At 38.2% G+C, this 26,023-nt stretch carries 23 protein-coding genes; 1 reads left to right on the top strand and 22 read right to left on the bottom strand.

The genetic code is table 11. The annotated features are described in order from the left end of the window. Positions 1–21 precede the first annotated feature (21 nt). The 17 genes from smc to IGK72_RS12350 all read right to left on the bottom strand — a co-directional run bounded on the left by smc (position 22) and on the right by IGK72_RS12350 (position 20,094). Entirely contained in the window at positions 22–3,600 is a 3,579-nt protein-coding gene (gene smc / locus IGK72_RS12270) for a chromosome segregation protein SMC (RefSeq protein ID WP_070416077.1), read from the bottom strand. Between the two features lie 20 nt (positions 3,601–3,620). Then, on the bottom strand, positions 3,621–4,313 hold the full coding sequence (gene rnc, locus IGK72_RS12275; protein WP_002354946.1) for a ribonuclease III: 693 nt from the start codon (positions 4,311–4,313) through the stop codon (positions 3,621–3,623). A gap of 254 nt (positions 4,314–4,567) precedes the next feature. After that, positions 4,568–5,086, bottom strand: a complete 519-nt coding sequence (locus tag IGK72_RS12280) for a transporter (protein ID WP_070416076.1) — start codon at positions 5,084–5,086, stop codon at positions 4,568–4,570. Positions 5,087–5,438: 352 nt separating this feature from the next. Beyond that, positions 5,439–5,705 (bottom strand): hypothetical protein, encoded by a 267-nt coding sequence (locus IGK72_RS12285; RefSeq protein WP_002368441.1) that lies wholly within the window; start codon positions 5,703–5,705, stop codon positions 5,439–5,441. Next, positions 5,692–6,885: a hypothetical protein gene (locus tag IGK72_RS12290; RefSeq protein WP_011109583.1), complete on the bottom strand. Its 1,194-nt coding sequence runs from the start codon at positions 6,883–6,885 to the stop codon at positions 5,692–5,694. Before IGK72_RS12290 ends, IGK72_RS12285 begins: the two co-directional genes overlap by 14 nt. Positions 6,886–6,992: 107 nt before the next feature. Next, positions 6,993–7,775: an ATP-binding cassette domain-containing protein gene (locus IGK72_RS12295; RefSeq protein WP_165548671.1), complete on the bottom strand. Its 783-nt coding sequence runs from the start codon at positions 7,773–7,775 to the stop codon at positions 6,993–6,995. Next, on the bottom strand, positions 7,772–7,993 hold the full coding sequence (locus IGK72_RS12300) for a hypothetical protein (protein ID WP_002368444.1): 222 nt from the start codon (positions 7,991–7,993) through the stop codon (positions 7,772–7,774). Before IGK72_RS12300 ends, IGK72_RS12295 begins: the two co-directional genes overlap by 4 nt. Positions 7,994–8,369: 376 nt before the next feature. After that, positions 8,370–10,151 carry an oligopeptide ABC transporter substrate-binding protein Opp2A gene (gene opp2A, locus IGK72_RS12305; protein ID WP_033786643.1) on the bottom strand — a complete coding sequence of 594 codons (1,782 nt, stop codon included), beginning with the start codon at positions 10,149–10,151 and terminating at the stop codon, positions 8,370–8,372. Between the two features lie 28 nt (positions 10,152–10,179). After that, positions 10,180–11,103, bottom strand: a complete 924-nt coding sequence (gene opp2C / locus IGK72_RS12310) for an oligopeptide ABC transporter permease Opp2C (protein ID WP_002365358.1) — start codon at positions 11,101–11,103, stop codon at positions 10,180–10,182. Positions 11,104–11,130: 27 nt separating this feature from the next. Beyond that, positions 11,131–12,093 carry an oligopeptide ABC transporter permease Opp2B gene (opp2B, locus tag IGK72_RS12315; RefSeq protein ID WP_002354943.1) on the bottom strand — a complete coding sequence of 321 codons (963 nt, stop codon included), beginning with the start codon at positions 12,091–12,093 and terminating at the stop codon, positions 11,131–11,133. Then, on the bottom strand, positions 12,093–13,037 hold the full coding sequence (gene opp2F / locus IGK72_RS12320; RefSeq protein WP_002354942.1) for an oligopeptide ABC transporter ATP-binding protein Opp2F: 945 nt from the start codon (positions 13,035–13,037) through the stop codon (positions 12,093–12,095). The genes opp2B and opp2F overlap by 1 nt, the downstream gene beginning before the upstream one ends. Continuing rightward, on the bottom strand, positions 13,037–14,077 hold the full coding sequence (gene opp2D, locus IGK72_RS12325; protein WP_002365359.1) for an oligopeptide ABC transporter ATP-binding protein Opp2D: 1,041 nt from the start codon (positions 14,075–14,077) through the stop codon (positions 13,037–13,039). Before opp2D ends, opp2F begins: the two co-directional genes overlap by 1 nt. Before the next feature lie 263 nt (positions 14,078–14,340). Further along, positions 14,341–14,580 (bottom strand): acyl carrier protein, encoded by a 240-nt coding sequence (acpP, locus tag IGK72_RS12330; protein ID WP_002354939.1) that lies wholly within the window; start codon positions 14,578–14,580, stop codon positions 14,341–14,343. A gap of 136 nt (positions 14,581–14,716) precedes the next feature. Beyond that, a complete protein-coding gene (gene plsX / locus IGK72_RS12335; protein WP_002354938.1) occupies positions 14,717–15,718 on the bottom strand; it encodes a phosphate acyltransferase PlsX in 1,002 nt (333 codons plus the stop codon). Positions 15,719–15,820: 102 nt separating this feature from the next. After that, positions 15,821–17,857: an ATP-dependent DNA helicase RecG gene (recG, locus tag IGK72_RS12340; protein ID WP_430608818.1), complete on the bottom strand. Its 2,037-nt coding sequence runs from the start codon at positions 17,855–17,857 to the stop codon at positions 15,821–15,823. Between the two features lie 115 nt (positions 17,858–17,972). Beyond that, complete coding sequence (locus IGK72_RS12345) at positions 17,973–19,649, bottom strand: DAK2 domain-containing protein (RefSeq protein ID WP_002354936.1); 1,677 nt, start codon at positions 19,647–19,649, stop codon at positions 17,973–17,975. An 82-nt stretch (positions 19,650–19,731) separates the two neighbouring features. Next, positions 19,732–20,094, bottom strand: a complete 363-nt coding sequence (locus IGK72_RS12350) for an Asp23/Gls24 family envelope stress response protein (protein ID WP_002354933.1) — start codon at positions 20,092–20,094, stop codon at positions 19,732–19,734. Between the two features lie 273 nt (positions 20,095–20,367). On the opposite strand from IGK72_RS12350, the gene rpmB reads away from it, so the two are divergent. After that, a complete protein-coding gene (gene rpmB, locus IGK72_RS12355; RefSeq protein WP_002354928.1) occupies positions 20,368–20,556 on the top strand; it encodes a 50S ribosomal protein L28 in 189 nt (62 codons plus the stop codon). 103 nt (positions 20,557–20,659) lie between these two features. On the opposite strand, the gene IGK72_RS12360 is transcribed toward rpmB, so the two are convergent. From IGK72_RS12360 to IGK72_RS12380, 5 genes are all read right to left on the bottom strand, one after another. Then, entirely contained in the window at positions 20,660–21,304 is a 645-nt protein-coding gene (locus IGK72_RS12360) for a thiamine diphosphokinase (RefSeq protein WP_023894673.1), read from the bottom strand. After that, positions 21,301–21,954, bottom strand: coding sequence for a ribulose-phosphate 3-epimerase (gene rpe, locus IGK72_RS12365; RefSeq protein ID WP_023894674.1), 654 nt, complete (start codon positions 21,952–21,954; stop codon positions 21,301–21,303). The genes IGK72_RS12360 and rpe overlap by 4 nt, the downstream gene beginning before the upstream one ends. Before the next feature lie 23 nt (positions 21,955–21,977). Continuing rightward, a complete protein-coding gene (rsgA, locus tag IGK72_RS12370; RefSeq protein ID WP_002359046.1) occupies positions 21,978–22,871 on the bottom strand; it encodes a ribosome small subunit-dependent GTPase A in 894 nt (297 codons plus the stop codon). Positions 22,872–23,119: 248 nt separating this feature from the next. Then, a complete protein-coding gene (gene ireK / locus IGK72_RS12375) occupies positions 23,120–25,276 on the bottom strand; it encodes a serine/threonine protein kinase IreK (protein WP_002380961.1) in 2,157 nt (718 codons plus the stop codon). Then, complete coding sequence (locus tag IGK72_RS12380) at positions 25,273–26,022, bottom strand: Stp1/IreP family PP2C-type Ser/Thr phosphatase (protein WP_002354922.1); 750 nt, start codon at positions 26,020–26,022, stop codon at positions 25,273–25,275. The genes ireK and IGK72_RS12380 overlap by 4 nt, the downstream gene beginning before the upstream one ends. Position 26,023: the final 1 nt, after the last annotated feature.

Below are 26,023 nucleotides of genomic sequence, written 5' to 3' on the forward strand. Positions count from 1 at the left end.
TTCGCTCCTCCTTGCTTCTGGCTAATTGCTTTTTTCAATTGCGCCACCTTCTTTGACCTCTTCCAAGCGAACTGAAACGATTTTTGAAACCCCAGATTCTTGCATAGTCACGCCATATAAAACATCTGCGGCTTCCATTGTCCCTTTACGATGCGTCACCACGATAAACTGTGTACCATCTTCAAATTCGCTTAAATAATGGCCAAAACGAGCAACGTTGGCTTCATCTAAAGCTGCTTCTACTTCATCTAAAATACAGAACGGAACTGGTCGAACACGAATAATTGAAAAGAGTAACGCAATCGCCGTTAATGCCCGTTCGCCTCCAGACAACAAGCTTAAATGTTGTAATTTTTTCCCTGGTGGTTGCGCCTCAATCTCAATCCCTGTATTCAAGAGATCCTCTGGGTTGGTTAGCACCAGTTCTGCCCGTCCGCCACCAAACATATTAGGAAATACCACTTTGAACTGGCCACGAATTGCTTCAAAGACTTCTTTAAACCGTTCTTTCACTTCTTGGTCCATTTCATCCATGGTTTCAAATAATTGTTCTTTCGCATTTAATAAATCATCACGTTGACTGACTAGAAATTGATGGCGTTCATCGACTTGTTCAAATTGCTCGATGGCACTTAAGTTAACAGGTCCTAACCGCTCAATTTCTTGTTTTAGGCGTTTCACTGTTTGCTGCGCTTGCGCTAAATCATCGATTGGGAAATACGCTTCATAGGCAGCTTCAAAGGTTAAGCTGTATTCTTCCTGTAAGTAACTTAACGAGCTATCTAATTGCATTTCTGCACGATTTTTTAGGACTTCAATTTGTGTTTTATCTGCTAAATACTGTTGTTGGCGTTTGTTTTCTTCCGCTAATTTTGTATCTAACTCGTCTACTTCCTCTTGCAACGCTTGTCGTTGACTGCGTGCCGTTTGTAAAGACGTTTGCAACGCTGTTTGTTTCTCCGCTAATTGCGCGACTTGTGCCGCTAAGCCTTCTTCGGTTAACTGGTGATCGCTAGAATGGCTACTTAATTGTTGTAGCTGTTGACGGATGGCCGTTTCTCGAATCAACAATTCGTCCAATTGTTCTTGTTTGTCTTGTTTTTGACGAGCAAAATGGGCACATTGTTCCGCCGCTACTGCTTGTTCTGCTTGAACTGTCGTCAAGCGTTCTTGCGCTTGGGCTTTAAAGGTTTCCATTTGGCTAGCTTCTTGTTCCACTTGTTTCATTTCAGCATCTAAACGTTCTTTCGTTGCCGTTAAGTTTGCTTGTTGCTCTGTCAATGTGGCTTTTTTCGTTTGATATTCGGTTAAGAATTGATGCAATTCACGTGATTCATATTCAAACAAGCGTTTTTCTTTTGTTAAACGAGTAATCGTTTCTGTTTGATTGGCTAATTTATTGTCAATTTCTTGTTGTTTTAAGCGATTTTGTTCACCAGCAGAGCGCAACATTTCTGCACGTTCCGTGGCTGTTTTCACTTCTTGCGAGAGCGCTTGGACTTCTTGTTCCACACTTCTTAGTTGTGTTTCTAATTGAGTCATTTGTTCAGTAATTGTTTGAAGTTCTTGCGCTTGTGAAAATAGGCTTCCTTGGTTGCCACGTTTATTGGCTCCCCCAGTCATCGAACCGCCAGGATTCATCACATCGCCTTCCAATGAGACAACGCGATATTGGTAATTGACTAATTTTGCTAACTGGTTGGCACTCGTTAAATCTGCCGCTAAAATCGTGACGCCTAAGAGATTTTGAATAACGGTTTGTACTTGTTCTGGATAACGAACTAATTCACTGGCAATCCCCACGAAGCCCGGTGCACCAGCCAAACGATTCTGAACCATCGCCGATACAGAGCGTGGCTTAATGGTAGTCAATGGTAAAAAGGTTGCTCGGCCACTGTGTTGTTGTTTTAAGAAGGTGATGCCTGCTCGACCATCTTTCTCATTTTCCACAACAATATGTTGCGCCGCACCACCTAAGGCCGTTTCAATCGCCAACGTATATTCTTTAGGCACTTCAATTAACTCAGCCACTGCGCCAACAATCCCAGTTAGTTGGTTTTTGTGACGCAATACAGCTTTCACGCCTTGATAGAAGCCAGCGTAATTTTCTTGAATTTCTTGCAAACTTTTTTGGCGTGCCTTCGCTTGTTGCACTTGATTCATCGCTTGGTACATATCGTTTTGACGCTGTGCTAATCGTTCACGTTTGGCTTCAAGCGTTACTTTCAACGCAGTGTATTCTTCCAACTGTTCTTGTAAGCCTTGTTTTGCAACTTTTTGCTCTTTTTCTAGCGTCTCTTTCATTGCGAGAGCTTCAACCATCTGTTCTTCTAGCGCTTCGTGTTTTGCTAGCGATTGTTGATTTTTAGCTGTTTCTTGTTGATATTGTCGTTCTAAATATTTTAAGTCATTGGCTGTATTGGCTTGTTCTTGCATGACTTCCACATACTGACTGCGCAATTCTTCCATTAATTCTTTAGAAGACTTACTATATTTTTCCACATCTTTCGTTGCCAAAGCCAATGCTTCTTTTAACGTCTGACGTTGTGCCGTTTTTTCTGCGATTGCTGTTTCCAGCGTCTGCAATTCTTCTCGATAACGAACAATTTTTTCGGCCGTTTCTGCCAATGTCTCTTCGTATTCGCTTGCCGTTTGGGAGGTGTGTTTGGAACGTTCAATTAAAACATTTTTTTGTCCTTCTGCTTGTTTCAACGCTTCTGTCACTTGTAATAATTGTTGTTGTTCCGTTTCAATTTGTTCATCTAAACGATTGCGCTTGCTTCGTAAACGTACCAATTTTCCTTCTAAGTCATGGACTTGCTTACTTGCGCCAGCTAACTTTTCTTCAATGGCTGTTAATTCTTGCGTTTTCGTTTCCCAAATAGCTTTTGCTTCTTGAATTTCGGTCACAGTTAAATTGACATCAATTTCGGTAAGTTCTTCTTTCAAAGCTAAATACTTTTTAGCCGCATCTGCTTGGGCGGCTAGAGGAACTAATTGGTCTTCCAACTCGTAAATGATATCTTGGACACGGCTTAAGTTGTCCTCAGTTTCGAAAAGCTTTTGTTCAGCCTTTTTCTTCCGTTGTTTGTATTTTAAAACGCCCGCTGCTTCTTCAAAGATCCCACGACGGTCTTCAGGTTTACTATTAAAAATCGCTTCAACTTTCCCTTGCGAAATAATTGAAAAAGATTCTTTGCCTAACCCTGAATCCATAAATAAATCTTGAATATCTTTTAAACGGCACGCTTGTTTATTAATAAAAAAGTCACTTTCGCCCGTTCTTTTTAAACGACGGGTGACACTAATCTCACTATAATCCAATGCTAAATAATGGTCGCTGTTGTCTAACGTCACGGTAACTTCCGCAATATTTAGCGGTTTACGACCTTCCGAACCGGCAAAGATAATGTCGTTCATTTTGCCACCGCGAAGGTTTTTCGCAGATTGTTCACCTAATACCCAACGAACGGCTTCCGTGATATTACTTTTCCCACTTCCATTCGGACCAACCACTGCTGTCACATCATCTTCAAATTCAATAATGGTTTTATCTGCAAATGATTTAAATCCTGTAATTTCAATTCGTTTTAAATACACGAATATTGCTCCTTCCAGCCTTACTGAGGAATACTTTTCAGTGCCCGCTCAGCGGCATCCTGTTCAGCTAACTTCTTCGATTTTCCTTGGCCTAACCCAATGAGTTCACCATTCATGTAAACTTCAGTGAAAAAGGTGCGGTCATGAGCAGGGCCTTCTTCTTTAATTAAGCGATATTCAATTGAAACATCGCCTTTGCGTTGTAAAACTTCTTGTAATTGTGTTTTGTGATCCATCTCATGTGAAAAAGCACCGGCATCAATTTTCGGAAAAATAACGTCTTCAATAAATTTCTTGGCTGCGCCAACTTTTTGGTCTAAGTAGAGGGCACCTAAAAAGGCTTCAAATAAGTCACATAATAATGATGCACGTGTTCGTCCGCCCGATGCTTCTTCTCCTTTACCTAATAAAATGTAGTTGTCGAAGTGACATTCTTTCGCAAATTTGGCTAAACTATCTTCCCGAACGATGGCTGCGCGCATCTTCGTTAATTTTCCTTCTGGAAGTTCTGGGAATTTTAAATACAAATATTGTGAAACAATTAATTCTAAAACTGCATCTCCTAAAAATTCAAGACGTTCATTATCGGATAATTTTAAATAGCGATGCTCATTCACATAGGATGAATGAGTAAAAGCTTGCTCTAATAGATTGACATCATGGAAAACAATGCCGTAACGTTCTTTTAACTCTGTTGTTAACTGATTGTCCATTCTCCACATTCCTTTACATTTATTTACACCTTGTTTCATTATACTTTTTTTTTCACTTTTTTTAAATGGTTCTATTCAGAAAAAGCCTGTTATTCACTGTGTTCTCATTATTTTTTAGAAAAAAATAAATAAATCACCTCTCCAGCTATCAAATCAGCCACTGCTACCCCATAAAAAAAGAGAAAACGTAGCAACGTTTTCTCGGAATTTTTTGAATAAACGTACCAGCAAGAGACAATAAAAAAAGCATTCAGTTATTCACTTTCACTAAATATTAACATCTCATTTAAAGATTGGGATAATTCTTCTTTTTGTCGTCTTTTTAATTTTGTTTTAGTCGCATCATGATTCTTTACTGTGCCTATATGAACCTGCACCTCTTTCTTATTATTTATAGCAACAATAAAAGGTACAGAAAGCGACTCATCCCCAGTATATTTTTGATAAAATTTTTGTAATAATTCATCATCATTTTCTGTATAGTCATCACCACGAGTATTTACAGCATAAGCATTCATACTTTCCTTATCTAATTCTTTATCTAGTATTGGTAATAATTCTAGACACCAAGGACAAGTCGGAAAGCCAAAATAATAAATTCCTTGTTGTCTGTTCACCAGATTTTCCATTATTTTTGAAGTATCAGTATGTACAAACTGTTTTGTCTCGTCATTATATGATACATACTTATTTTGATTAAACGCTAAGTAATAACCAAAAACAAATATAATCAAACTAACAAGAAAAATAATGAACACTTTTCTTTTTTTCATTTATTTCTCCTCCTAAAAATTTGAAAAATTGAAAGCAAAATTATTTCTCCATCTGCAGTAAACGGTAAGAGATTAAAAATATTACTAATACAAGATACTTTTAAAATCACAGTATAATAATTTAATGGCAAAATTATTCCTACTATAACCAAGAAAAGCGGAGATATCGCTGAAATCAATAAATTATCTAGAGGATTATTTCTGTTCGTATACACCACTTTAAATGGGTATAGACCAACTCTCTTTATATAAGCATTGTATTTGAAGAATTTGGCTAAAATAAAATGTAACCACTCATGTACAAGTAACACGACATATATTGACAACACATACAATATTGATAACTTAATAATCATATTTTCTTTTTTCCAAATAACCCAGTCAAAATATAGACAACTAACAATAACAACAAATAGAGTACTAATACCTTAATTGTCAAACCAAAAGTAGTTGAAATTTCATGTTTACTTATACGATTATCAATCGTAATTCCTAATAAGGTAGTGACTTTCGTTGATTCTGTGCGACTGGTATGGAATAGCTCCCATAATGTTTCGATCACAAGAACTAACAAATAGATAACTGTTATACTTCCTAAATATTTACTATTCTTTTTCATTTCTCACCTTCTTAATTACTAACAAATGCAAGAGTACTAAAACAATTAGAATCAACCAACCAAAAGAGCGATTTGTCAATAAACTAACTAGAACAAATACAATAAATAATAACAATAATGAAGTCGTTTCATTTAAACTTCCTTGTGATTTTGGAAATACATATCCCAAAATTATAGCTACTAATGATAACGACAACGCTGTAATTAGTTGAGCTAACTCCCCAAATCCCCAAAAACAAAGTAGTAACAATGGCATTGCCAACATTATCACTAGCAATAGTTGACTCAACCATTCATTTCTAATTTTTATTCTCAATAAATCATATTGTTTTCTGAAATCAGCAGTAATATCTCCATAGCTTAATAATAAAACGCCTGAAAAGGCCATAACAGTTGTCAAAATGAATAACATTGTTCTTAAACCACTTTGGAAAAAAATAACCAACATAACAACTGTAGTAAAACTAATAAAATACCAATTCGCTTTATAACGAAATATAACTTTATTTAAGAATGGAATGTATATATATTTTGAATGTTGAGACATTTGATTTTCAAGAATACTAATTAGTCTTAATAGGCCTATACTAATAAGCATTAAACATACCACTATTAGAAAAAAAGTGATAGGAATCATATAGGAGATACTCCACAATTGGTTTGCTAGAAATAATTCTAAACCATAACGAAAATCAAAAAAATAAAAAGTAGCAAAAATCATTAATAAACTATCACCTATCACTTTGAGACTATTAATTTGTTTCACTCTTCGTTTCAAAAAGAATGTAAACAAACAATGTATAAACTCAATCACCCCAATTACCACTAGATAAAAAAGATGCTGAACAATAAAAAAAATGACATATTCAATAGGAACAGTCGTCACAAGTTTAATAGCTGGCGTAGAAATGATCATAACTAATTCATAAAGCAATATCATAATTACAAATTTGAATAGCATAAAAGATAAGCTGATGTCTTTCTTTCTAAAAGGCAATGTTTTCACAAAAAATAAGGAGTTTTTATCTAATGCAACAGTATTATCAACTAAAATATATGCTATTATACCTAAAACAAATGTATTACTAAAATAACTATAAAAAGTTATTTTTCGACCTTGTTCTATCAAAATATGACTAATTTTTTCTGAATCTGGTACAATTCTAGCTAGTTCACTCATATTATAAAAAAAGTATGCAAAATAGATAAAAAATACACACACCTATTACGATGCGAGTACTCTTTTTTGACAAAATAGAGTGCTTGAGCAAACCTCGTAAAGCATTATCAATAAATAACTCGATTAATAGGATGATATCCTTTGATGTATTTAATTTTTTCATGAATTTTCTCCGTACTTATCACTTCTTTTTCTAAATTCTCTGACGCCCCTAAAAATGGAGTTAAATTGCCATTGGACATCAATAAAATATTCTCTGAAAACCTTTCAATAATTAATTTATTATGAGAAATAATCACTATCCCTACTTCTCTAGATAAATTTTCAAACAGCTCTAACGTAAGCAATGTTGTCTCAAAGTCAAGTCCATTAAATATTTCATCACCTAATATATAATCAGTGTTAGCTAGTGCTGCTGCAACTATTTGTATTTTTTTCTTCATACCAAATGAGTACGATTCTATTAAATTAGTTCCAGCAAATTTTAAATCAAATAGTTCTAAAAAATCATCTATCCGTTCTATATCACTACAGCGATATCTTGATAAAACAAAGTTTAAGTACTCTTTACCCGTCATATAATTAGGTAGATAAAATTCCGATGGTATATAGAATATACATTCTTTAAACTTTTCAGAATCATTAGAATAGCTCTCAATAAATACCTTTCCAGACGTTGCATCTTTCAATCCTACAATACAATCTAATAAAGTAGTTTTCCCACTTCCATTTATACCTACAATCACACTAACTCGGTTTTTAGGCAATGAGATAGTTATATTATCTAAAACTTTCCTATCAAATTTTTTTGTTAAATTTTCAATTCTTATCATAAGTTTCTTAACAAGAAGCCTCCATAAAATAGAGGCTCCTTCCTTCTTAAATATCAACGTTTACAATTGAAGGTAACGTGTACCAAGTCGGGAACACCAATTTTAATACTCCCAGCAAATGTTCCACCTACCCAACTACAGTAAACTGCATAACCAATACAGCCAATCACTGAAAGTAATATTACAACTGCCCAAACCCATTTTACAGTTATTTCTTGTGAATATTTTGATTGCAATGCAAGCAAATAATTCTCCATATAAAGTGGCATATCCATTCACTCCTTTCTTTAAATATAAGTTTTAGTTATAAACAATACCAAACACACCTTCAAAAACTAACTAAAACTTAATCTAATTGTAACTTATCGTTCTTTATACGTAAAGGAAGTATTATATATATAATAAAAAAAATAACATTTCATAACAAATATGTAGATATACACACTAAATAAAATAAAAAAACAGAACCTCCCATCAAAAACCATACTGCATAAAAAACAATTCATCTATAACAAAAAAATAACGCATACATATAAATTGTAATTGCTTAAAGTAACAAAAATTTTCACATAAAATAAGATGGCCTAAGAAACTATCCTATCCAAAAAAACAGATTCTAGAAGAGCTTTATGTCTTCTAGAATCTGTTTTTTTATTTCCGTGAGTCTGCTGTGACACCCACCGTTGCCCATGGATTATCTTTCGTATCAACTGCCCAAGTAAAGTCAACTACACGGTCGTTGACAGGCAAGACTTCATTTCTGTAAAGCGTTGGGATTACAAACGCTTCATCAATGGCATACTCTTGCCAATCGTAGAAGGCTTTTTTACGTTTTTCTTCATCAAATGATGCTTTTGAATCAATCGCATCAAGTAATTTAGTATTTTCTTCTGACTCAAAACGTGTATAGTTAAAGGCTGAGTTTGGACCATATAAGCCGGTTGGTGAAGGATCTGAACCTGTGCCCCACGCGCCTTGATAGATATCTACTTCTGGGTCATCATTTTTCAATTTATCATAGAATGCTTGGAAATCAATTAAGCGTCCTGTTGTATACGTTACGTTTAAGCCAATTTCTTTCCATTGTTGGACATAGTAATCAGCAAGTGGTTGTGCAGTTTCGCCGCCTGACATTGAAGCAAACTTGATTTCTAGTGGTTTGCCTTCTTTGTCTTCGCGAATGCCATCGCCGTCTACGTCTTTATAACCAGCATCGTCTAATAATTTTTTCGCTTTGTCTAAATCAAGCGTATAGCCTTTCGCTTCGCTATCATGCAAGCTCTTGAAGACTGGTGGGATTAACGTTGTTGCCCCTGTTCGTAAGCCGTTGTAGAATTTTTGGCCGACTGCATCATTGTCAATTGCATAGCCCATGGCTTGACGTAAGCTTTTATCTGCCATTTTAGCTTTTGGATTGTATTTCACTGTATTGGTTTCTTTGTCAAACGTACCCATTTTAAAGCCAATATACGTGTAGGCTTGTTCGGGACGTCCTAAGATTTGATACCCTTCAGTATCTTTGTATGTTGGATACGTATCTGTTGGCATTGATAATGCAATATCGTATTGTTTCGCTTTCATCGCTTCTACAATACTCGCAGAAGGAACAGATTTGAACACTAATTTATCTAATTTAGGTTTGCCACCGTAGTAATGCTCATTTGGTAGGTATTCAACAGATTCACCTGTCACAATATTACTCATGTAGTATGGTCCAATAGTTACAGGGTTTTTACGAACTGCATCGCTTGATTCCATGTCTTTAACAGCAATTCCTTCAAAGGCATGTTTTGGTAAAACAGAACCCCAAACACCGCCACCTAATTGTTGCATTCCTGGGTGAACTTCTTTATAAGTGATTTTAACTTCTTTATCATTGACTTTTTCTATGCCAGAAATGGTTGGTGATTTACCAGCATGGTAGTCTTCCATGCCAACAATATTCGTAAAGTTATCATCATAACGAATCCCTGTATAGTCTTTATGACCAATGACTTCATAAGAGAAAATCACGTCATCTGCCGTCACATCTTTACCGTCAGACCATTTCAAATTGTCACGTAATTTAATGGTTGCTGTATTGGCATCTTCATCTAATTTCAGATCCGCAGGACCCCCATCGACAATCTTAAAGTCTGCATCATTGTTAAATAATGGCTGTACTGTTGGAAGCATGTATTGTGCATCATAGTTGTCTTGATAAAATTCTTGCTGGAAAAGTCCTTGGAATTGTGTATCCATAACTACAGCGACATCTAATGTCCCGCCATCAATTGCTTTTTTATCATTTTTAACAGCGATTGGCATTTTTGAAATGTCTTCTGTTTCCGTTGCTTTATTGCCCCCGCCTTTATTGCCGCCACCACATGCAGCTAACCCGAATACTAACACAGAAGCTAACGTGATTGCACCTAAAATCCGTTTCTTGTTCATCTCTTTTCCTCCCTCATTTTTTGGCTAATTAGCCTAATCGTTGTCGTGCATCTGCTGAGCGCTTAAATGCTTGTCCAACATAGTTTATACTTAACATCAAGACTAAAATTAGAATTGATGCAGGTAACCAAACCCATTGTTTATTGACTAATACATCCCCACTGCTGGCGTAGCCAATTAAGGTTCCTAAACTTGGGACACTTTGTGGTAACCCGAAGCCTAAGAAAGTTAACGTTGTTTCGATCCCGATATTGGCCGCGAAATTAATCGTTAAGTTCGTAATAATTAATGAACTTAAATTCGGCATAATTTCTCGAAACATAATTTTAAAATCGCTTGTTCCCATTGTCTTAGAGGCACTAACGTAATCTCGGCGCCCTTCAGATAACGTTTTACTGCGGAACAACCGCGCTTTTCCAACCCAATAAAACGCACACATAATCCAAATAAAGGACCAGATACTATATTTAGGAATCACGGAAACGAACACAATAATAATTAACATAATTGGCAAAATCATAATAAAATCCACGATACGCATCAAAATATTATCAATCATACCTCCATAATAACCGGAAATAATCCCTAAACCGACCCCGATAATAGACGTAATAATCGTAATGGCAAAACCGATTAAAATCGAGTTCCTAGCCCCGATAATCAATTGTCCTAAAACATCACGACCACCTTCATCGGCACCTAAAATGAACTTGGTGCCATTCATTGTAACGGTACCTGGTTCCGCATATTTATCTAAAATACTTACATGCATAACGGCACTTTGGTCTAACACTAACGAACCGATAAAAACGGCTAATAAGATAATGACCAAAAGGATTAAAGAAAACATCGCCATTTTTTCTTTGACGAATTCTCGCGCAATCATCCGAAAGCCCATTGGTGGAATACTTTCTTGTAAGACTTCTTCTCTTTTTTCTTCTGTCAATTCCATTTTTATCACCCTTTCTTCGTGTTTTTTCTACTGAATTCGAATTCTTGGATCAACAATACTCATTACAATATCAGAAATTAAGGTTCCGATAAGGGTTGCCAATCCCAAAATCAACACGAGAGCGGTAATAACGGAATAGTCACGTTGAATGATACTATCAATAAATAATTTTCCAATTCCTGGGAAAGCAAAAATCTTTTCAATAACGACTGATCCGGCAATCAAAGCAGTAATTTCATAACCTAATTGAGAGGCAATTGGTAATGCTGCATTTCTAAAAATGTGTCGATTAAAAATTTTATTCGTTGGCACTCCTTTTGAACGAGCAGTACGAACAAAGTCCATGTTTTTAACATCAATCACTTCACTGCGCAAATATTGAATAGTGACCGCTGTCCCTAGCAACGCTTGAGTGACCCCTGGTAAAATTAAATGCTTCAGTTTATCTAAATAATACGGCCATGTTCCCTCAGCCAAACCAACAGTCACGGTTCCACTCGTTGGGAACCAGTCTAAGCGATACCCAAAAATAAAGAGCATAATCAAGGCAAAGATGAATAATGGCACGGCAAAACTGAAGAAGTTGTAGATAACCACCATTTTGTCAAACCATGAATTTTGGTAACGGCCAGCAATTAAACCGAAAGGAATGGCGATTAAATAAGTGATTATGACTGATACAGCGGCCAATGCAATCGTATTCCCCACCCGACCAGCAATGAGCGTGGACACAGGTAATTTAAAGATAAAACTATGCCCAAAATCTCCATGTAAGGCATTGCCAATCCAACGGAAATATTGTTCGTACCAAGGATCATTTAACCCGGCAGCTTCGCGCATGGCTTCAATCACTTTCGGGTCTTGGTTCGGATTAATCAATCCTGTAAACGGATCACCTGGCATCATTTTAGCCAATAGGAAAATCAAGACACTTAAAATAATCACTTGCGGAATCATCAATAACAAACGGCGTAAAATTGTTTTCCACATTATTCAGCACCTCCATTTTTTAACGCTACTTGGTGGGTTGGACTAATCGCATGTAAGTTATAAACCCGCCCATTTTCATCATAATAGTCTTTATGATTTTCCCGATACTCTTGCTCAACTCTTCTTCGTTCTTCTTTGTGAGCTTCTCGGTTCGCTACGTCAATTTTAGGAATTGCTGAAAGTAAGCGTTTGGTATAAATGTGTTGTGGATTAGTGTAAATATCTTGGCGTGTACCGATTTCTACAAAACGGCCTTTGTACATAATGGCAATGTTGTCACACATATGTTTAACTACGCCCAAATCATGGGAAATAAATAAGTAACTTAACCCATATTCCTGTTGAATGTTCTTCATAAAATTCAATACCTGTGCTTGCACAGATAAGTCCAGTGCTGAAACAGGTTCATCTGCAATAATTAATTTGGGGCTAGTAGCCACCGCTCGGGCGACGCCTAAACGTTGGCGTTGTCCACCAGAAAATTCATGAGGATATTTGTACAACGCATCTTCTGGCATCCCCACAATATCCAACAAACTTTTGACTTTTTTCTTTTCTTCTTGGTCACTTAACCGTTCAAAATTTCGAATTGGTTCGGCGATAATATCTAGTACTCGTTTTTTAGGGTTTAAACTTGACATCGAATCTTGGAAAATCATTTGGACATCTTTGTTGTATCCAATCGCTTTTCGACTTCGCGGCTTGGTTACATCTTGTCCTTGATAAATAATTTCACCATTTGTAATTTTTTCTAAACCAATAATTGCTTTTCCTGTCGTTGATTTTCCAGAACCCGATTCACCAACTAACCCATACGTTTTACCTTGTTCAATCATGAAATCCACACCATCAACCGCCAAAACATGATCAGTGATTCGATTGAAGAAGCCGCTGCGAATTGGATAATGAACTTTTAAATCTTTAATTTGAATAATTTCTGTCATTACGCTTCCCCTTCCCCGTCTCTAAAATGAAAATGTTTATAACATGTACAACGAACAAAATGATTCGGTGCAACTTCATGTAATGTTGGATTTTCTTCATGTTCCGATGCATCAATCCAAGGAATTCGTGGAGCAAACCGACAACCTTTTCTAGGTAATTTGGTTAACGAAGGAACAATCCCTTCAATCACATGAAGTTCTTCTTCATCTGAATTCTCTTGGGGAATGGACTGAAGTAAGGAACGTGTATATGGATGTTTCGGATGACTAAACAATTCTTCAGCAGTGGCTACTTCTACAAACTGACCCGCATACATAACCGCTACACGATCAGCCATTTCCGCAACTACACCTAAGTCATGGGTAATTAAAATAATGCCGCTCCCTGTTTCTTCTTGCAAATCTTTTAACAAATCGAGAATTTGTGCCTGAATGGTAACGTCTAAGGCCGTTGTGGGTTCATCTGCAATTAAAATCGGTGGTTTACACGCGATTGCAATGGCAATAATCACCCGTTGGCGCATGCCGCCAGACAATTCATGAGGATACTGTTTCCCGACACGCTCTGGGTTGGGAATCCCCACTTGATCTAACAGTTCAATGGCCCGTGCTTGTTTTTGTTGTGCGGTCATTTTGGTATGATACGTGAGACTTTCTTTAATTTGGTCTTCAATTCGCATGAGCGGATTCAGTGCAGACAACGGATCTTGGAAAATCATCCCAATATCGTTTCCTCTGACTTTGTTGTACAATGTTTCATTAAACGTAGTTAAGTTTAAATTGTTGTATAAAATTTCCCCAGTAATTTTGGTATGATTGGGATCATGTAAGCCCATAATCGTTGTTGCTAAGGTACTTTTTCCACAACCAGATTCTCCGACGATTGCCAGAATCTCATTTTTCTTCAATTCAAATGAAACATCATCGACGGCATTATAATAATCATCTTTGATTCTAAATGCTGTTTCTAATCCTGAAACCTCTAGTAATTGTTCATTTCCTTGCATCCATACGCACCCCTTACGTCCTTTCAAAAACATTATATAAATTAACTAATATTTAATGATAGCACTTTCTAATTTTTATCAATGTTAATTTACAGCTCATTGTTTTTTCATAATTTTATAGAATTATTCCATAAAAAGCAAGATAAAATAACTTTTTTCGCAGTTATTTTTTTACATGTATGATTTTTTTTACAAAAATATGTGTAAAAATAGCCTTATTGCTTAATAAAATAACCATTATGTACGCAAAAAAAGTCGATTAACAGGAATGTTAATCGACTTTGTCTTATTATTTTTTATGAATTACTCACAATATAATCTACAGCGGCACCAACTGTTTCAATTTTTTCTGCATCTTCATCTGAAATCTCTGTTCCAAATTCATCTTCAAGTTCTAAAACAAACTCCATTACGCTAATTGAGTCAGCGTTCAAATCATCTTTAATGTTTAATTGATCTGTTACTTGATCCGCTTCAATATCAAAGTGGTTTGAGATAATCTTCGCTACTTTTTGAAGTACTTCTTCACGAGTCAACTGTATTCACCTCCACTGCTTTTGAAAAAAGGTTCTTTCTTTTACTAAAACGCTAAGATACATTGTACTCACAATTTGGGTATTTGTCCATCTTTTTTTCATTTGAGTAACAAACTGATGTCAAGACAATTGCAAATTACTCTGCTTTGCCTTCATAATATTCCACTAATTGTGGGACAACTTGGGTTTCTAACATTGTATGAATTTGACGAATGGTGTAGCGGACGGCATCAGGACCCGTGGCCCCATGCGTTTTAATGACTGGCGCTTTTAAGCCAAATAAAACCGCTCCCCCATGTTTTGAGTAGTCCATTTCGTCTTTCATGCCACGCAACGCATTCTTTAATAATAAGGCACCCATTTTTCCTTTGACACCTTCAGAAAGAATCGCTGTTTTCAGCAAGCTCATCATGTTCATAGCTGTGCCTTCGATGGATTTTAAAACGGCATTTCCTGTGAAGCCATCTGTCACCACCACGTCAGCTACGCCATTTAATAATTCTCGTGCTTCAACGTTTCCGACAAAATTAATCGTTTCATCTGCTGCTAACAATTCGAAGGCTTTTTTCGTTAATTCACTGCCCTTTGTTTCCTCAGTTCCGTTATTTAATAGACCGACACGAGGATTCTGAACGTTCCGAACTTTTTCAGCATAGAATGAACCTAAAACGGCATACTGAACCAAATGTTCTGGTTTATTGTCTGCATTGGCTCCTAAATCTAACATGTCAAACCCTTTGTCTGGTTCTCCCATGACAGGTAAAGTTGACATCAAACCGGGACGTTCCACATTTTTGATGCGGCCGACAATGAACAGACCCGCTGCTAATAGCGCTCCGGTGTTGCCTGCAGAAAAAATCGCATCGGCTTCCCCATTTTTAACTGCTTGCGCTGCTAAAACCATGGAAGCAGTTTTCTTACGACGGATTGCTTTAACTGGCTCATCGTCACTAGCAATTTTTTCATCGGTATGAATAATCGTAATGTTTTTTTCATCGGTGATGTATTTTTTTATTTCGGCTTCTTTTCCATATAATTGAAATTCAATGTCTGGGAAGTCTTGTTTGGCTAGCATAACCCCTTCAACAATTGCTTGTGGGGCGTTATCTCCACCCATTGCATCTACAGCAATTTTCATGAGTGATTCCCTCCTACTTTTTTGTTTCCTAACAAGTATAACATATTTTTTTCAAAGAAATACGCATTGGCTTTTACTTTCTGGCTTCAAAAATTACCTCTTCTAATCGAAAAATTGGGCCGCCTCATCTTGGGGTTTCACTCGATTGGCTAAGCCTTGATAAGCAGGATATTGCCACCACTCTTTCACTTTCCATAGGGCACTTGCTTCTTGGCGCGCAACTTCTAAAATGTTAAAGTCCGTCACGATATCTCCTACCGCAAATTGAGGCACCCCTGATTGCCGTGCACCGAACAATTCCCCAGGTCCGCGAAGTTCCAAATCACGCTCACTCAAGACAAAACCATTGGTGGTTTCTGTCATGATTTTCATACGCTCAACGCCCATTTCATTTTTCGGATTGGCTACTAAAATACAATAAGAAGCACTGGAGCCACGCCCCACACGGCCCCGTAACTGATGTAACTGTGCTAACCCAAACCGGTCCGCATCCATAATTAACATCACCGTGGCATTTGGTACATTCACGCCAACTTCAATAACTGTGGTAGAAACCAATAATTGTAGCTGATTGTCTTTGAACTCCTGCATAATGTCATCTTTTTCTTGGTTTTTCATTTTACCGTGTAGCAATCCCACTTGATATCTTGGGGAATAAAAGCTTTGCATATGTTCAAAAATTTCTGTTGCGTTTTTCACATCTAAGGCTTCTGATTCTTCAATCAAGGGACAAATAATATAGGCTTGATGTCCTCGAGCTAGCTCTTTTTCCATCCATTCTAAAACAGTATCTAACTGCGGCGGCCGAATCCAACGTGTTTCGATTGGAATCCGTCCAGCTGGCATTTCATCGATGATTGATACATCCATTTCGCCATAGGCTGTAATGGCCAGCGTTCGAGGAATCGGAGTGGCCGTCATGAATAAAACATCTGGTTTTAAGCCTTTTTCTCTTAATATTTTTCTCTGATTCACACCAAAACGATGTTGCTCATCGGTGATTACCAAACCTAATTGATGGAAACTGACATCTTGTTGTATCAAAGCATGGGTCCCTACCACAATGTCAATCTCGCCATTGGCCAGTTCTTCGAGAATTAGACGACGTTCTTTCGTTTTGGTGGAACCTGTTAATAAGGCCGTTCGCACTTCTAATGGATCAAACAACTGCTGTAAGCTTTCCATGTGTTGCTGCGCTAAAATTTCAGTCGGAACCATTAACGCCCCTTGAAAGCCAGCGGTCATGGTGGCGTATAGCGCAATCGCAGCCACTACCGTTTTCCCACTCCCCACGTCACCTTGAAGCAATCGTTGCATATGCTTTGGACTTCGCAAGTCTCGACAAATTTCATTGGTCACTTTTTTTTGGGCGCCTGTCAATTCAAACGGCAGTCCTTGGGTGAACGTTTTTAAGCGATCCACGTCATATTGAATAGCTAAACCATTTTTTTCCGCTTTTTCTTGTTTCTTCAGTCCTTGCATTTTAAGTTGGAAAAGGAAAAACTCTTCAAAGACTACTCGTCGTTTAGCTTGATGGCTTTCTTCTGGATTACTGGGAAAATGCATCGCCCACATTGCTTCTTTTCTAGGCATCAAGCGGTACTTTTCTAATAAATCATTCGGTAAAATCTCTTCAATCAGTGAACCATACTCTTCAAAAGCAGTGCGGATTAACTGAACCAACGTGCTTTGGCGGACTTTTTTATTCACATGATAAATGGGGGCGAAATCTTCATTGTCTCCTTTAGAAGCTAAGATTTTCATGCCATTTAATGATTTTCTCTTGGCGTCCCACTTGCCATAAACAGCAATTTCTTCGGAAAGAACTACTTTGTCTTTTAAAAAAGGTTGGTTGAAGAAGGAAACATTAATGACCGCATGTTCCTGCATCATTCGAAACGTTAACCGGCTCTTCTTATAACCGTACCGACTAACGACTGCTTCCGAAACCACTAGCCCTTTTAGCGTAACTTTTTCCTGATCCTGAATCTCGCTTAAATCCTTTTCTTGGATATCATCGTAGCGGAAGGGATAATACGTCAATAAGTCTTCAATTGTAGCAATCCCCAGTTCTTGTAAATTTTCAGCACGTTTTGGGCCAACACCGGGCAATACGCTGACTAAATCTGTGATGTCCATAAAATCCCCTCCTCATTAATATACGCAAAAAAATGGATCATTCATTAAATAGGCTGGTTCATTAGCCCTAACTAATGAACCAGCCTATTCGTTTTTATTTTTTCATCACGAAAACCTATTCTGCTGAGAATAAGTATGGATACACAGGTTGTCCACCTTCATGAAGTTCTGTTTCTAGTTCATCGTTTTCAGAAACTAAAATAGCGATTAGCTTTTCAGCTTCTTCAACCGAACCATCTTCGCCGACAATAATTGTCACGATTTCAGTGTCTTCATCAATCATGCGGTTCAACGTGTCTAATGATGCATTAAAACGATCTGCTTCAGAAACGACGATTTTACCATCAATCATTCCTAAGAAGTCATCTTTTTTAATTTCAACGTCATCAATGGTTGTGTCACGAACAGCTGTGGTTACTTGACCACTCACAACGCTGTCTAACATTTCCGTCATACTTGCTTTGTTTTCTTCTAATGATTGTTGATCATTGAAAGCTAACATTGCTGTCATTCCTTGAGAAATGGTTTTAGATGGAACAACCGCTACTGGTACATCGGCAACTTCTGCTGCTTGATCAGCTGCCATAAAGATGTTTTTGTTATTTGGTAAGATAATGACTTGCTCTGCATTCACTTCTTTGACTGCTTTTAAAATATCTTCCGTACTTGGGTTCATTGTTTGGCCACCACTAATAATGTAGCTTGCACCTAAACTTCGGAATAATTCTTGAACGCCTTCACCGGCTGCAATAGCAATCACAGCAAACGGTACGCGAACTTTTTCAGTCAACGCTTCTTGCTGAGCATCGCGTTCAACTAACGTTTCATGTTGTAAACGCATATTGTCTACTTTTATTTTTACTAACGAACCAAATTTTTGGCCGTAGTTCATCACTTCACCTGGATGCTCAGTGTGTACGTGAACTTTGATAATTTCGTCATCGTTAACGACTAATAGAGAATCGCCTAGTTCATTTAAGTAGTTTCTGAATGTTTCATAATCAAAAGCGCTGTCCACGGTTGGGCCTTCGCCGATACGAACCATAATTTCTGTACAATAGCCAAATTTAATGTCTTCTGTCGCAACGTGGCCACTAACACCACGGTGATGTTCAGCATTAACCATTTCGTCCATTTCGGCAGGACTTGGTTCATAGGTTTCAGTTGGTAAAAATTCACCACTAAGCGCTTCTAAAAATCCTTCATAGATAAATAGTAGTCCTTGACCCCCACTATCTACAACGCCGACTTCTTTTAGGACAGGTAATAAATCAGGTGTTTTCGCTAAGGCACGTTTAGCACCTGCTACAACAGCTGTCATAACTTCGATACAGTCATCTGTTTCTTTCGCTTTACGTTCACCAGAACGCGCCGCTTCACGAGAAACAGTTAAGATTGTTCCTTCAACGGGTTTCATCACTGCTTTATACGCTGTTTCTACACCATGTGTAAATGCAGCGGCCAAGTCTTTGGCATTTAATGTTGTAACCTCAGGAATTTGTTTTGAGAAGCCGCGGAATAATTGAGATAAAATAACCCCAGAATTTCCACGAGCACCCATTAATAACCCTTTGGATAACGCACCTGCTAATTCTCCTACTTTTTCAGAGCGAGAATCGGCCACAGCCTTTGCACCACTGGTCATTGATAAGTTCATATTTGTTCCTGTATCACCATCGGGTACAGGGAAAACGTTTAATGAGTTGACATATTCTGCATTTGTGTGCAGACGAGTCGCACCTGCCTGGACCATTTCCTGGAACTGACCTGCGCTGATTTCTGTTACATTCACCTAAAAAATCCTCCTTCAGATTTACCGCTAACGGCAACACACGACTTCCTTGTGCAATTGCATCGTTGACAGTACACTACCTCTAATCCGGTAATACACGAACTCCTTGAACAAAAACGTTAACTGAATTCGCAGTGACACCTAATAATGTTTCAAGATTATATTTTACTTTTTCTTGGACGTTACGAGAAACTTCAGAAATTTTTGTACCATAACTAACAATCGTGTAGACATCCACTGCGATTCCGTTGTCTTCTTGACGAACAACGACACCACGTGAGTAATTCTCACGACGTAAAATATCGTTTAAGTTATCTTTAATTTGATTTTTGCTTGCCATTCCGACAATTCCGTAAATATCTGTCGCAGCTCCGCCAACTACTGTAGCGATCACATCATTGGTAATCTCAATGGTACCTGCGGGTGTTTGAATTTTTACAGCCATTGATGAAAGCCTCCTTATAAGAGCACATTCGCCCTATTTTCTTCCATAACATTTTATCATATCCAGCCTTTAATTAAAAGGAAGTTCGTCAGATATTTTCATTCTTCCACTTCTAAGTGAACATTCTAGCAAGATTTCAATTTACTCTTTTTGATTGCTAAAGTCAAATCATAGAAAAAAATCTTCTTGCAAATCAGTGCCTAATATGATAAATTAAGTTAGTATGAGCTGAATATTATCGCTCCAAGATCAAGGCAAAGGAGGAAACTTAAAATGGCAAAAGTATGTTACTTCACTGGTCGTAAGACTTCAAGTGGTAATAACCGTTCACATGCGATGAACTCAACAAAACGCACTGTGAAACCTAACTTACAAAAAGTTCGTGTATTAATCGATGGTAAACCTAAAAAAGTTTGGGTGTCAACTCGTGCTTTGAAATCTGGTAAAATCGAACGTGTTTAATAAACTTAAATAAGCAAAGCTGGACGTTCGTTGTTCGGCTTTTTTTATTGCAAAAAAAAAAGAAGTTGGACCTTCATCACTTTGATGAAGGTCCAACTTCTTTTTACTTATCTTTACTTTGAATAACCGCAATCATCCCTGCATCGAAGGAAAAAGCAGCGGCTTCTTCGATAAATTCATTACTTGCATACGATGTTGGGTAAGGAACATCTTGATTGGTTAATAAATATTTACTACGTCGTAGCGTCAAGTTTTCTACAGGCGTCAAACAGCAGTAGGCCAGATATTCTTTATCTGGCTCTTTCGGTACGATATACGAACCAGGGGCGTAATACTGGATGCTATTTTGACGATCGCATAGACGGATTTGACGAAGTACGCCTTGAAATCGTGGTTCAAAGGGTAACCAAAGATTGGCTAACAGGTGGTCAATTCTGCCCCCTGTCGCACCGATAATCGTCATCTCTGCTTGTGGAAATCGTTGTAAAGCTTCTTGAAGCGCTAATTGTGTGTCTGTATCATCTTTTTCAGCAGGTGCTTGAATGAGTGTTTCGGCAGTTTCTTGGACAAAATGGTATTCTTCTCGTGATAATGAATCAAAATCGCCCACCGCTAATTGTAACGGTAAATCGGCCTCTAATAAATGGAGACAGCCGCGATCAATACCTACGAAATAATCATACGTAGCTGGTTCAATGGTTGGCCAATCACTTGGATTGCCCCCAGCTACCAGTAAGACATGACTCATTTGTCTAGCACTGCTCTCAGTGCATCGATTCGTTCTTGAGGATTTTCAGCATTATAAATGTAGGAGCCTGCAACGAACACTTCCGCACCGGCTTCTTTACAACGTGCGGCAGTTTCAGGAACAATCCCGCCATCGACTTCAATTTCATAGGTGTATCCTTTTGTTTCTTTCCATTCTTTTAATTGAGCAATTTTTTCTAGTGAGTTTTCAATAAATGATTGTCCGCCAAAGCCTGGATTGACAGTCATTACCAAGACTTGATCTGCCAAGTCTAATACATTTTTGATCATCGAAAGTGGTGTCCCAGGATTGATGGTTACGCCAGCTTTCACACCCGCATTTTTAATCATTTGTAAGGCACGATGAATATGGGGTGTTGCTTCTTGATGGACGGTAATAATATCCGCACCGGCTTCCGCAAAGGCATTGATATAGTTTTCAGGTTGTACAATCATCAAATGAACATCCAATGGTAGTTTTGTCACTGGACGAATCGCTGAAACGATATTCGGTCCTAAGGTAATGTTGGGTACAAATTGACCGTCCATGACATCAACATGAATATAATCTGCTCCTAATTCTTCTACTAAACGGATATCTCTTTCTAAATTGGCAAAATCGGCACTTAAAATGGATGGTGCTAGTTTCATTTGGCTCTCTCCCTTTATATTTGCTATGATTTTTTCTTATAAACAGGTCGTCGATTCTCGATTTCCATTAAAAACTGTAAATAATTTTCGTAACGACTCGTCGCAATGGTTCCCGCTTCCACTTGACGTTTCACTTCACAACCAGGTTCTTTGTGGTGCATACATTCACGAAACTTACAGTGAGAGGCCGCGGCAACAAATTCAGGAAATTGCTTTGGTAATTCCACTGCTTCCATCTCCAAGAAATCGATGGCACTAAATCCTGGTGTATCAGCAACCAAACCGTCGTATAACGGAATCAATTCCACGTGACGGGTCGTATGTTTGCCCCGTCCTAAAGATTGGGAAATTTCCGCAGTTGCTAGTTGTAATTCTGGTGAAATTTGATTCAACAATGTTGATTTTCCAGCGCCTGATTGTCCCATAAAAACAGTCAATCGTTCTGGGAAAAAGCGTTCTAATTCTTTGGTGGCTTCTACGTCTTCCGAAGCGATTACCGCATAACCTAACGCTTCATAAATCTGTTTAATTTCAGTGACTTCTTGACGTTGCGGCTCATCTAATAGATCAACTTTCGTTAAATAAATAACTGGTTCTATATCCTTATACTCTAAGCTGACTAAGAAACGATCCAACAAATTAAACGAAAAATTTGGCGAAACCATACTCATGACAACCACGCCTAGATCCACATTTGCAACAGGCGGGCGCACTAATTCATTTCGTCTTGGTAAAATTTCCAACACATAACCATCTGTTAAATTATCGCTTTCAAAAAGTACTTCATCTCCCACGAGTGGCGTAATTTTTCGATTACGAAAATTCCCTCGCGCTCTTGTTTGATATGTTTCTCCATCTGCGTATACATAATAAAAACCGCTTAACGCTTTTCTGATTTGACCTTTCAGATAAACCACTCCTAACTACTTTCGAATATACAGGATAGTGGCAGAGAAATCAAGGGAGCCTCTCGATTCTATTAATTAAAAAGAGCCTAGGACATAAGTCGAAATGACTTACCTTCCTAGACTTAAATCTTAAGATAAACGGCGGGACAGGAACAGCTTCTTCTTATTGCTGAGAAACACTATTTGAAAAGCAAATAGATGTTAAACAGTACCTACTTGGTTCTTGAAGCTAAACCCTCCTGTCCCAACCTCTTGTCTTAATTACTCGTACTACTTTCACTAGTGGTGCTTTTTGAATCATTTGCTTTTGAATAATAAACTGTAACAGAGTCGCCTTTTTTGACTTTGCTGCCAGCGGATGGGCTAGTTCGTTCAACGACTTGGCCATCGCCAGAGCCAGATAATCCTTGTTCATTGATTTTAAGGCCAGCGTTATTGATGCTGTCTTCTGCAGCTTTTGGCGAATAACCTGAAATATCAGGAACAGTTACTGAGTCACTGCCTTTGCTGACATGTAAAGTAATCGTGTCATTTTTCGGATCAACAGCGGTACCAGAAGCTGGTTCTTGACTAATCACGGTATCTTTTTCAACTTTGTCGCTTTCTTCGTCCACTCGTTTAATTTGAGATTCTGGGATACCTAAAGCAATTAAGCGACTTACCGCATTATCGTAAGAAATTCCGCTATAATCAGAAAGTGTCACTTTGTCGCTACCTTTACTTACATATAACGTCACTTGGCCATTTTTAGGTGTCACGGTGCCACCTGGTGCGGGGTCTTGCGTAATGACTAAACCTGGTTCTACCGTATCGCTTGCTTGGTCGACACGCGTAATTTGAGATTCAGAAATGCCTAATTGTGCCAATGCATTTACTGCATTTGTGTAAGAATAACCGGCGTAACTAGGCAAAGTAACCGCTTCTGGTCCTTCACTGACCGTTAAAGTGACGTTGTCTTTTTTCGGATCAACTTTTTTACCTGCAGCTGGTTTTTGTTTAATAATGTTATCTGTAGACACAGAATCACTGTATTCTTTTTTTGTTGTAATTTGGTCTTCTGAAAACCCTAGTTTTTTCAAGGCTTCGACAGCAGATTCATACGATTCGTTTGTATAATCGGCCATCTCAATTTTTTCTGTCCCAGAGCTGATGTACAAAGTAACAGATCGGCCTTTTTTCACAGATGATTTTGCTTCGGGGTCTGTTTTGACCACCTTGCCTTCTTCAATCTTATCGTCGGGAATTTTTTTGGTTTCACTATCGACTTTCAGCCCGGCACTTTGTAGCGCTTGTGAAGCGGCCGCTTTCGTTTCATTTGTAACATCAGGAACTTCAACGTCTTTACCACCCGACATTGCAAAGGCTAAGCCACCTATTGCTAAAGCAATTAATGCCGCAATTGCTAAGCCAATCCACAATTTTTTGCGGTTTTTCTTCGGTGGTTGTTCAGCTAAAATGTCATCTGCGATATCTTCTGGAACTTCGACAGGCGTTGTCTCTTCCGGTTCAGCGATGTCTTCGGGAATCGGAGTTAATACTTTCGTTTCTCCTAATAAAGCCGTTGGTTCCCACGCAGGTTCGTTTAAACGACTGGCTGACAAGGACGTGTATAAGTCTTCTGCCATCTCATTCGCTGTTTTGTAGCGATCGCTTGGGTCTTTTGCGGTTGCGTGACGAACCACATTTTCCAATGATTGAGGAATTCCTGGATCAAACATTTTGACAGAAGGAATTTCTTCTTGGAAATGTTTTAAGGCAATCGTTACGGCTGATTCACCATCAAAAGGTACATTCCCTGTTAGCATTTCATAGAGAATAATTCCCACAGCGTAAATATCTGATTGGTTGGTCGCCATGCTTCCGCGCGCTTGTTCTGGCGATAAGTAATGCACCGAACCTAACATTGTGTTCGTTTGCGTAATTGACGTTTCTGACAAGGCAATCGCAATCCCAAAGTCAGTAATTTTGACTGTGCCGTGTTCGTCAATCAGAATGTTTTGCGGTTTTAAATCCCGGTGAATAATTCTATGTTCATGTGCCATTGCGACAGCAGATAAAATTTGTTGCGTAATGTCCACAACTGTGGAATAAGGAATTGGGAAATGCGTTTGGATGTAACGTTTTAAGTCCATTCCTTTCACATATTCCATGACTAAATATTGTAGTCCATCTTCTTCGCCTACATCGTACACACTGACGATATTCGGGTGAACCAGCTCAGTTGCGGCTAGTGCTTCACGCTGAAAACGTCGGATGGCGGCTTGATCGTTTTGGAAGTCAAAGCGCAAGACTTTTACTGCAACGTCTCGGTCTAAAATTAAATCGTGTGCTAAATAGACGTTGGCCATGCCGCCGCTTCCGATGCTGCCAATAATGTGATATCGACCATTCAGCTTCTTGCCGATTTCTATCATTGGTTTTCCTCCTTCTGTTCGTCAAAGTGTATCACTAACACGGTAATGTTATCTAAACCACCCGCTTCATTTGCTTGGGCAACGAGTTGGCTTAATTTGGATTCTAAGGGATCTGACGTCTCTAAAATCTCTAAAATTTTTGTCTCAGGAACCATATTGGTTAAACCGTCCGAACATAACAGTAAATAGTCATTAGGCAGCCATTCATGATTGGTTACATCGACTTCGACAGTACCAGGCATTCCCAAAGAACGTGTTAGGACATTTTTTCGTGGATGATTTGCAGCCATCTCACGAGTAATCTCCCCTGATTTTACTAGTTCATTCACTAAAGAATGATCTTCTGTTAATTGTAACATGTGTTGGTCACGAACTAAATAAGCACGACTGTCCCCCACATTTGCTAAGACAAATGAATCCGGTAAAAGGATGGCACCAACCACGGTTGTCCCCATTCCTAAATACTCTGGTTTCGATTGTCCGCGTTCATAAATTTTTTCATTTTCCTTTTGAATTGCTTGAATTAACCACTGTGCAGATTTTTCAGCTGAGTCGACAGACGCATTGGACCAACTCTCACCTAAATTATTGACTGCCATTTGGCTAGCGACATCACCTGCTTGGTGACCACCCATTCCATCTGCTAAAACAGCAAAGGTTATGTGTTGTTGGTTCTCAAAAACGTTGGCATAATCTTGGTTCGTATTTCTTTTGCGACCGACATCTGATTGAACGTTGATTTCCAAA

The organism is Enterococcus sp. DIV0183, assembly GCF_050541505.1.
GTDB lineage: Bacteria > Bacillota > Bacilli > Lactobacillales > Enterococcaceae > Enterococcus > Enterococcus faecalis.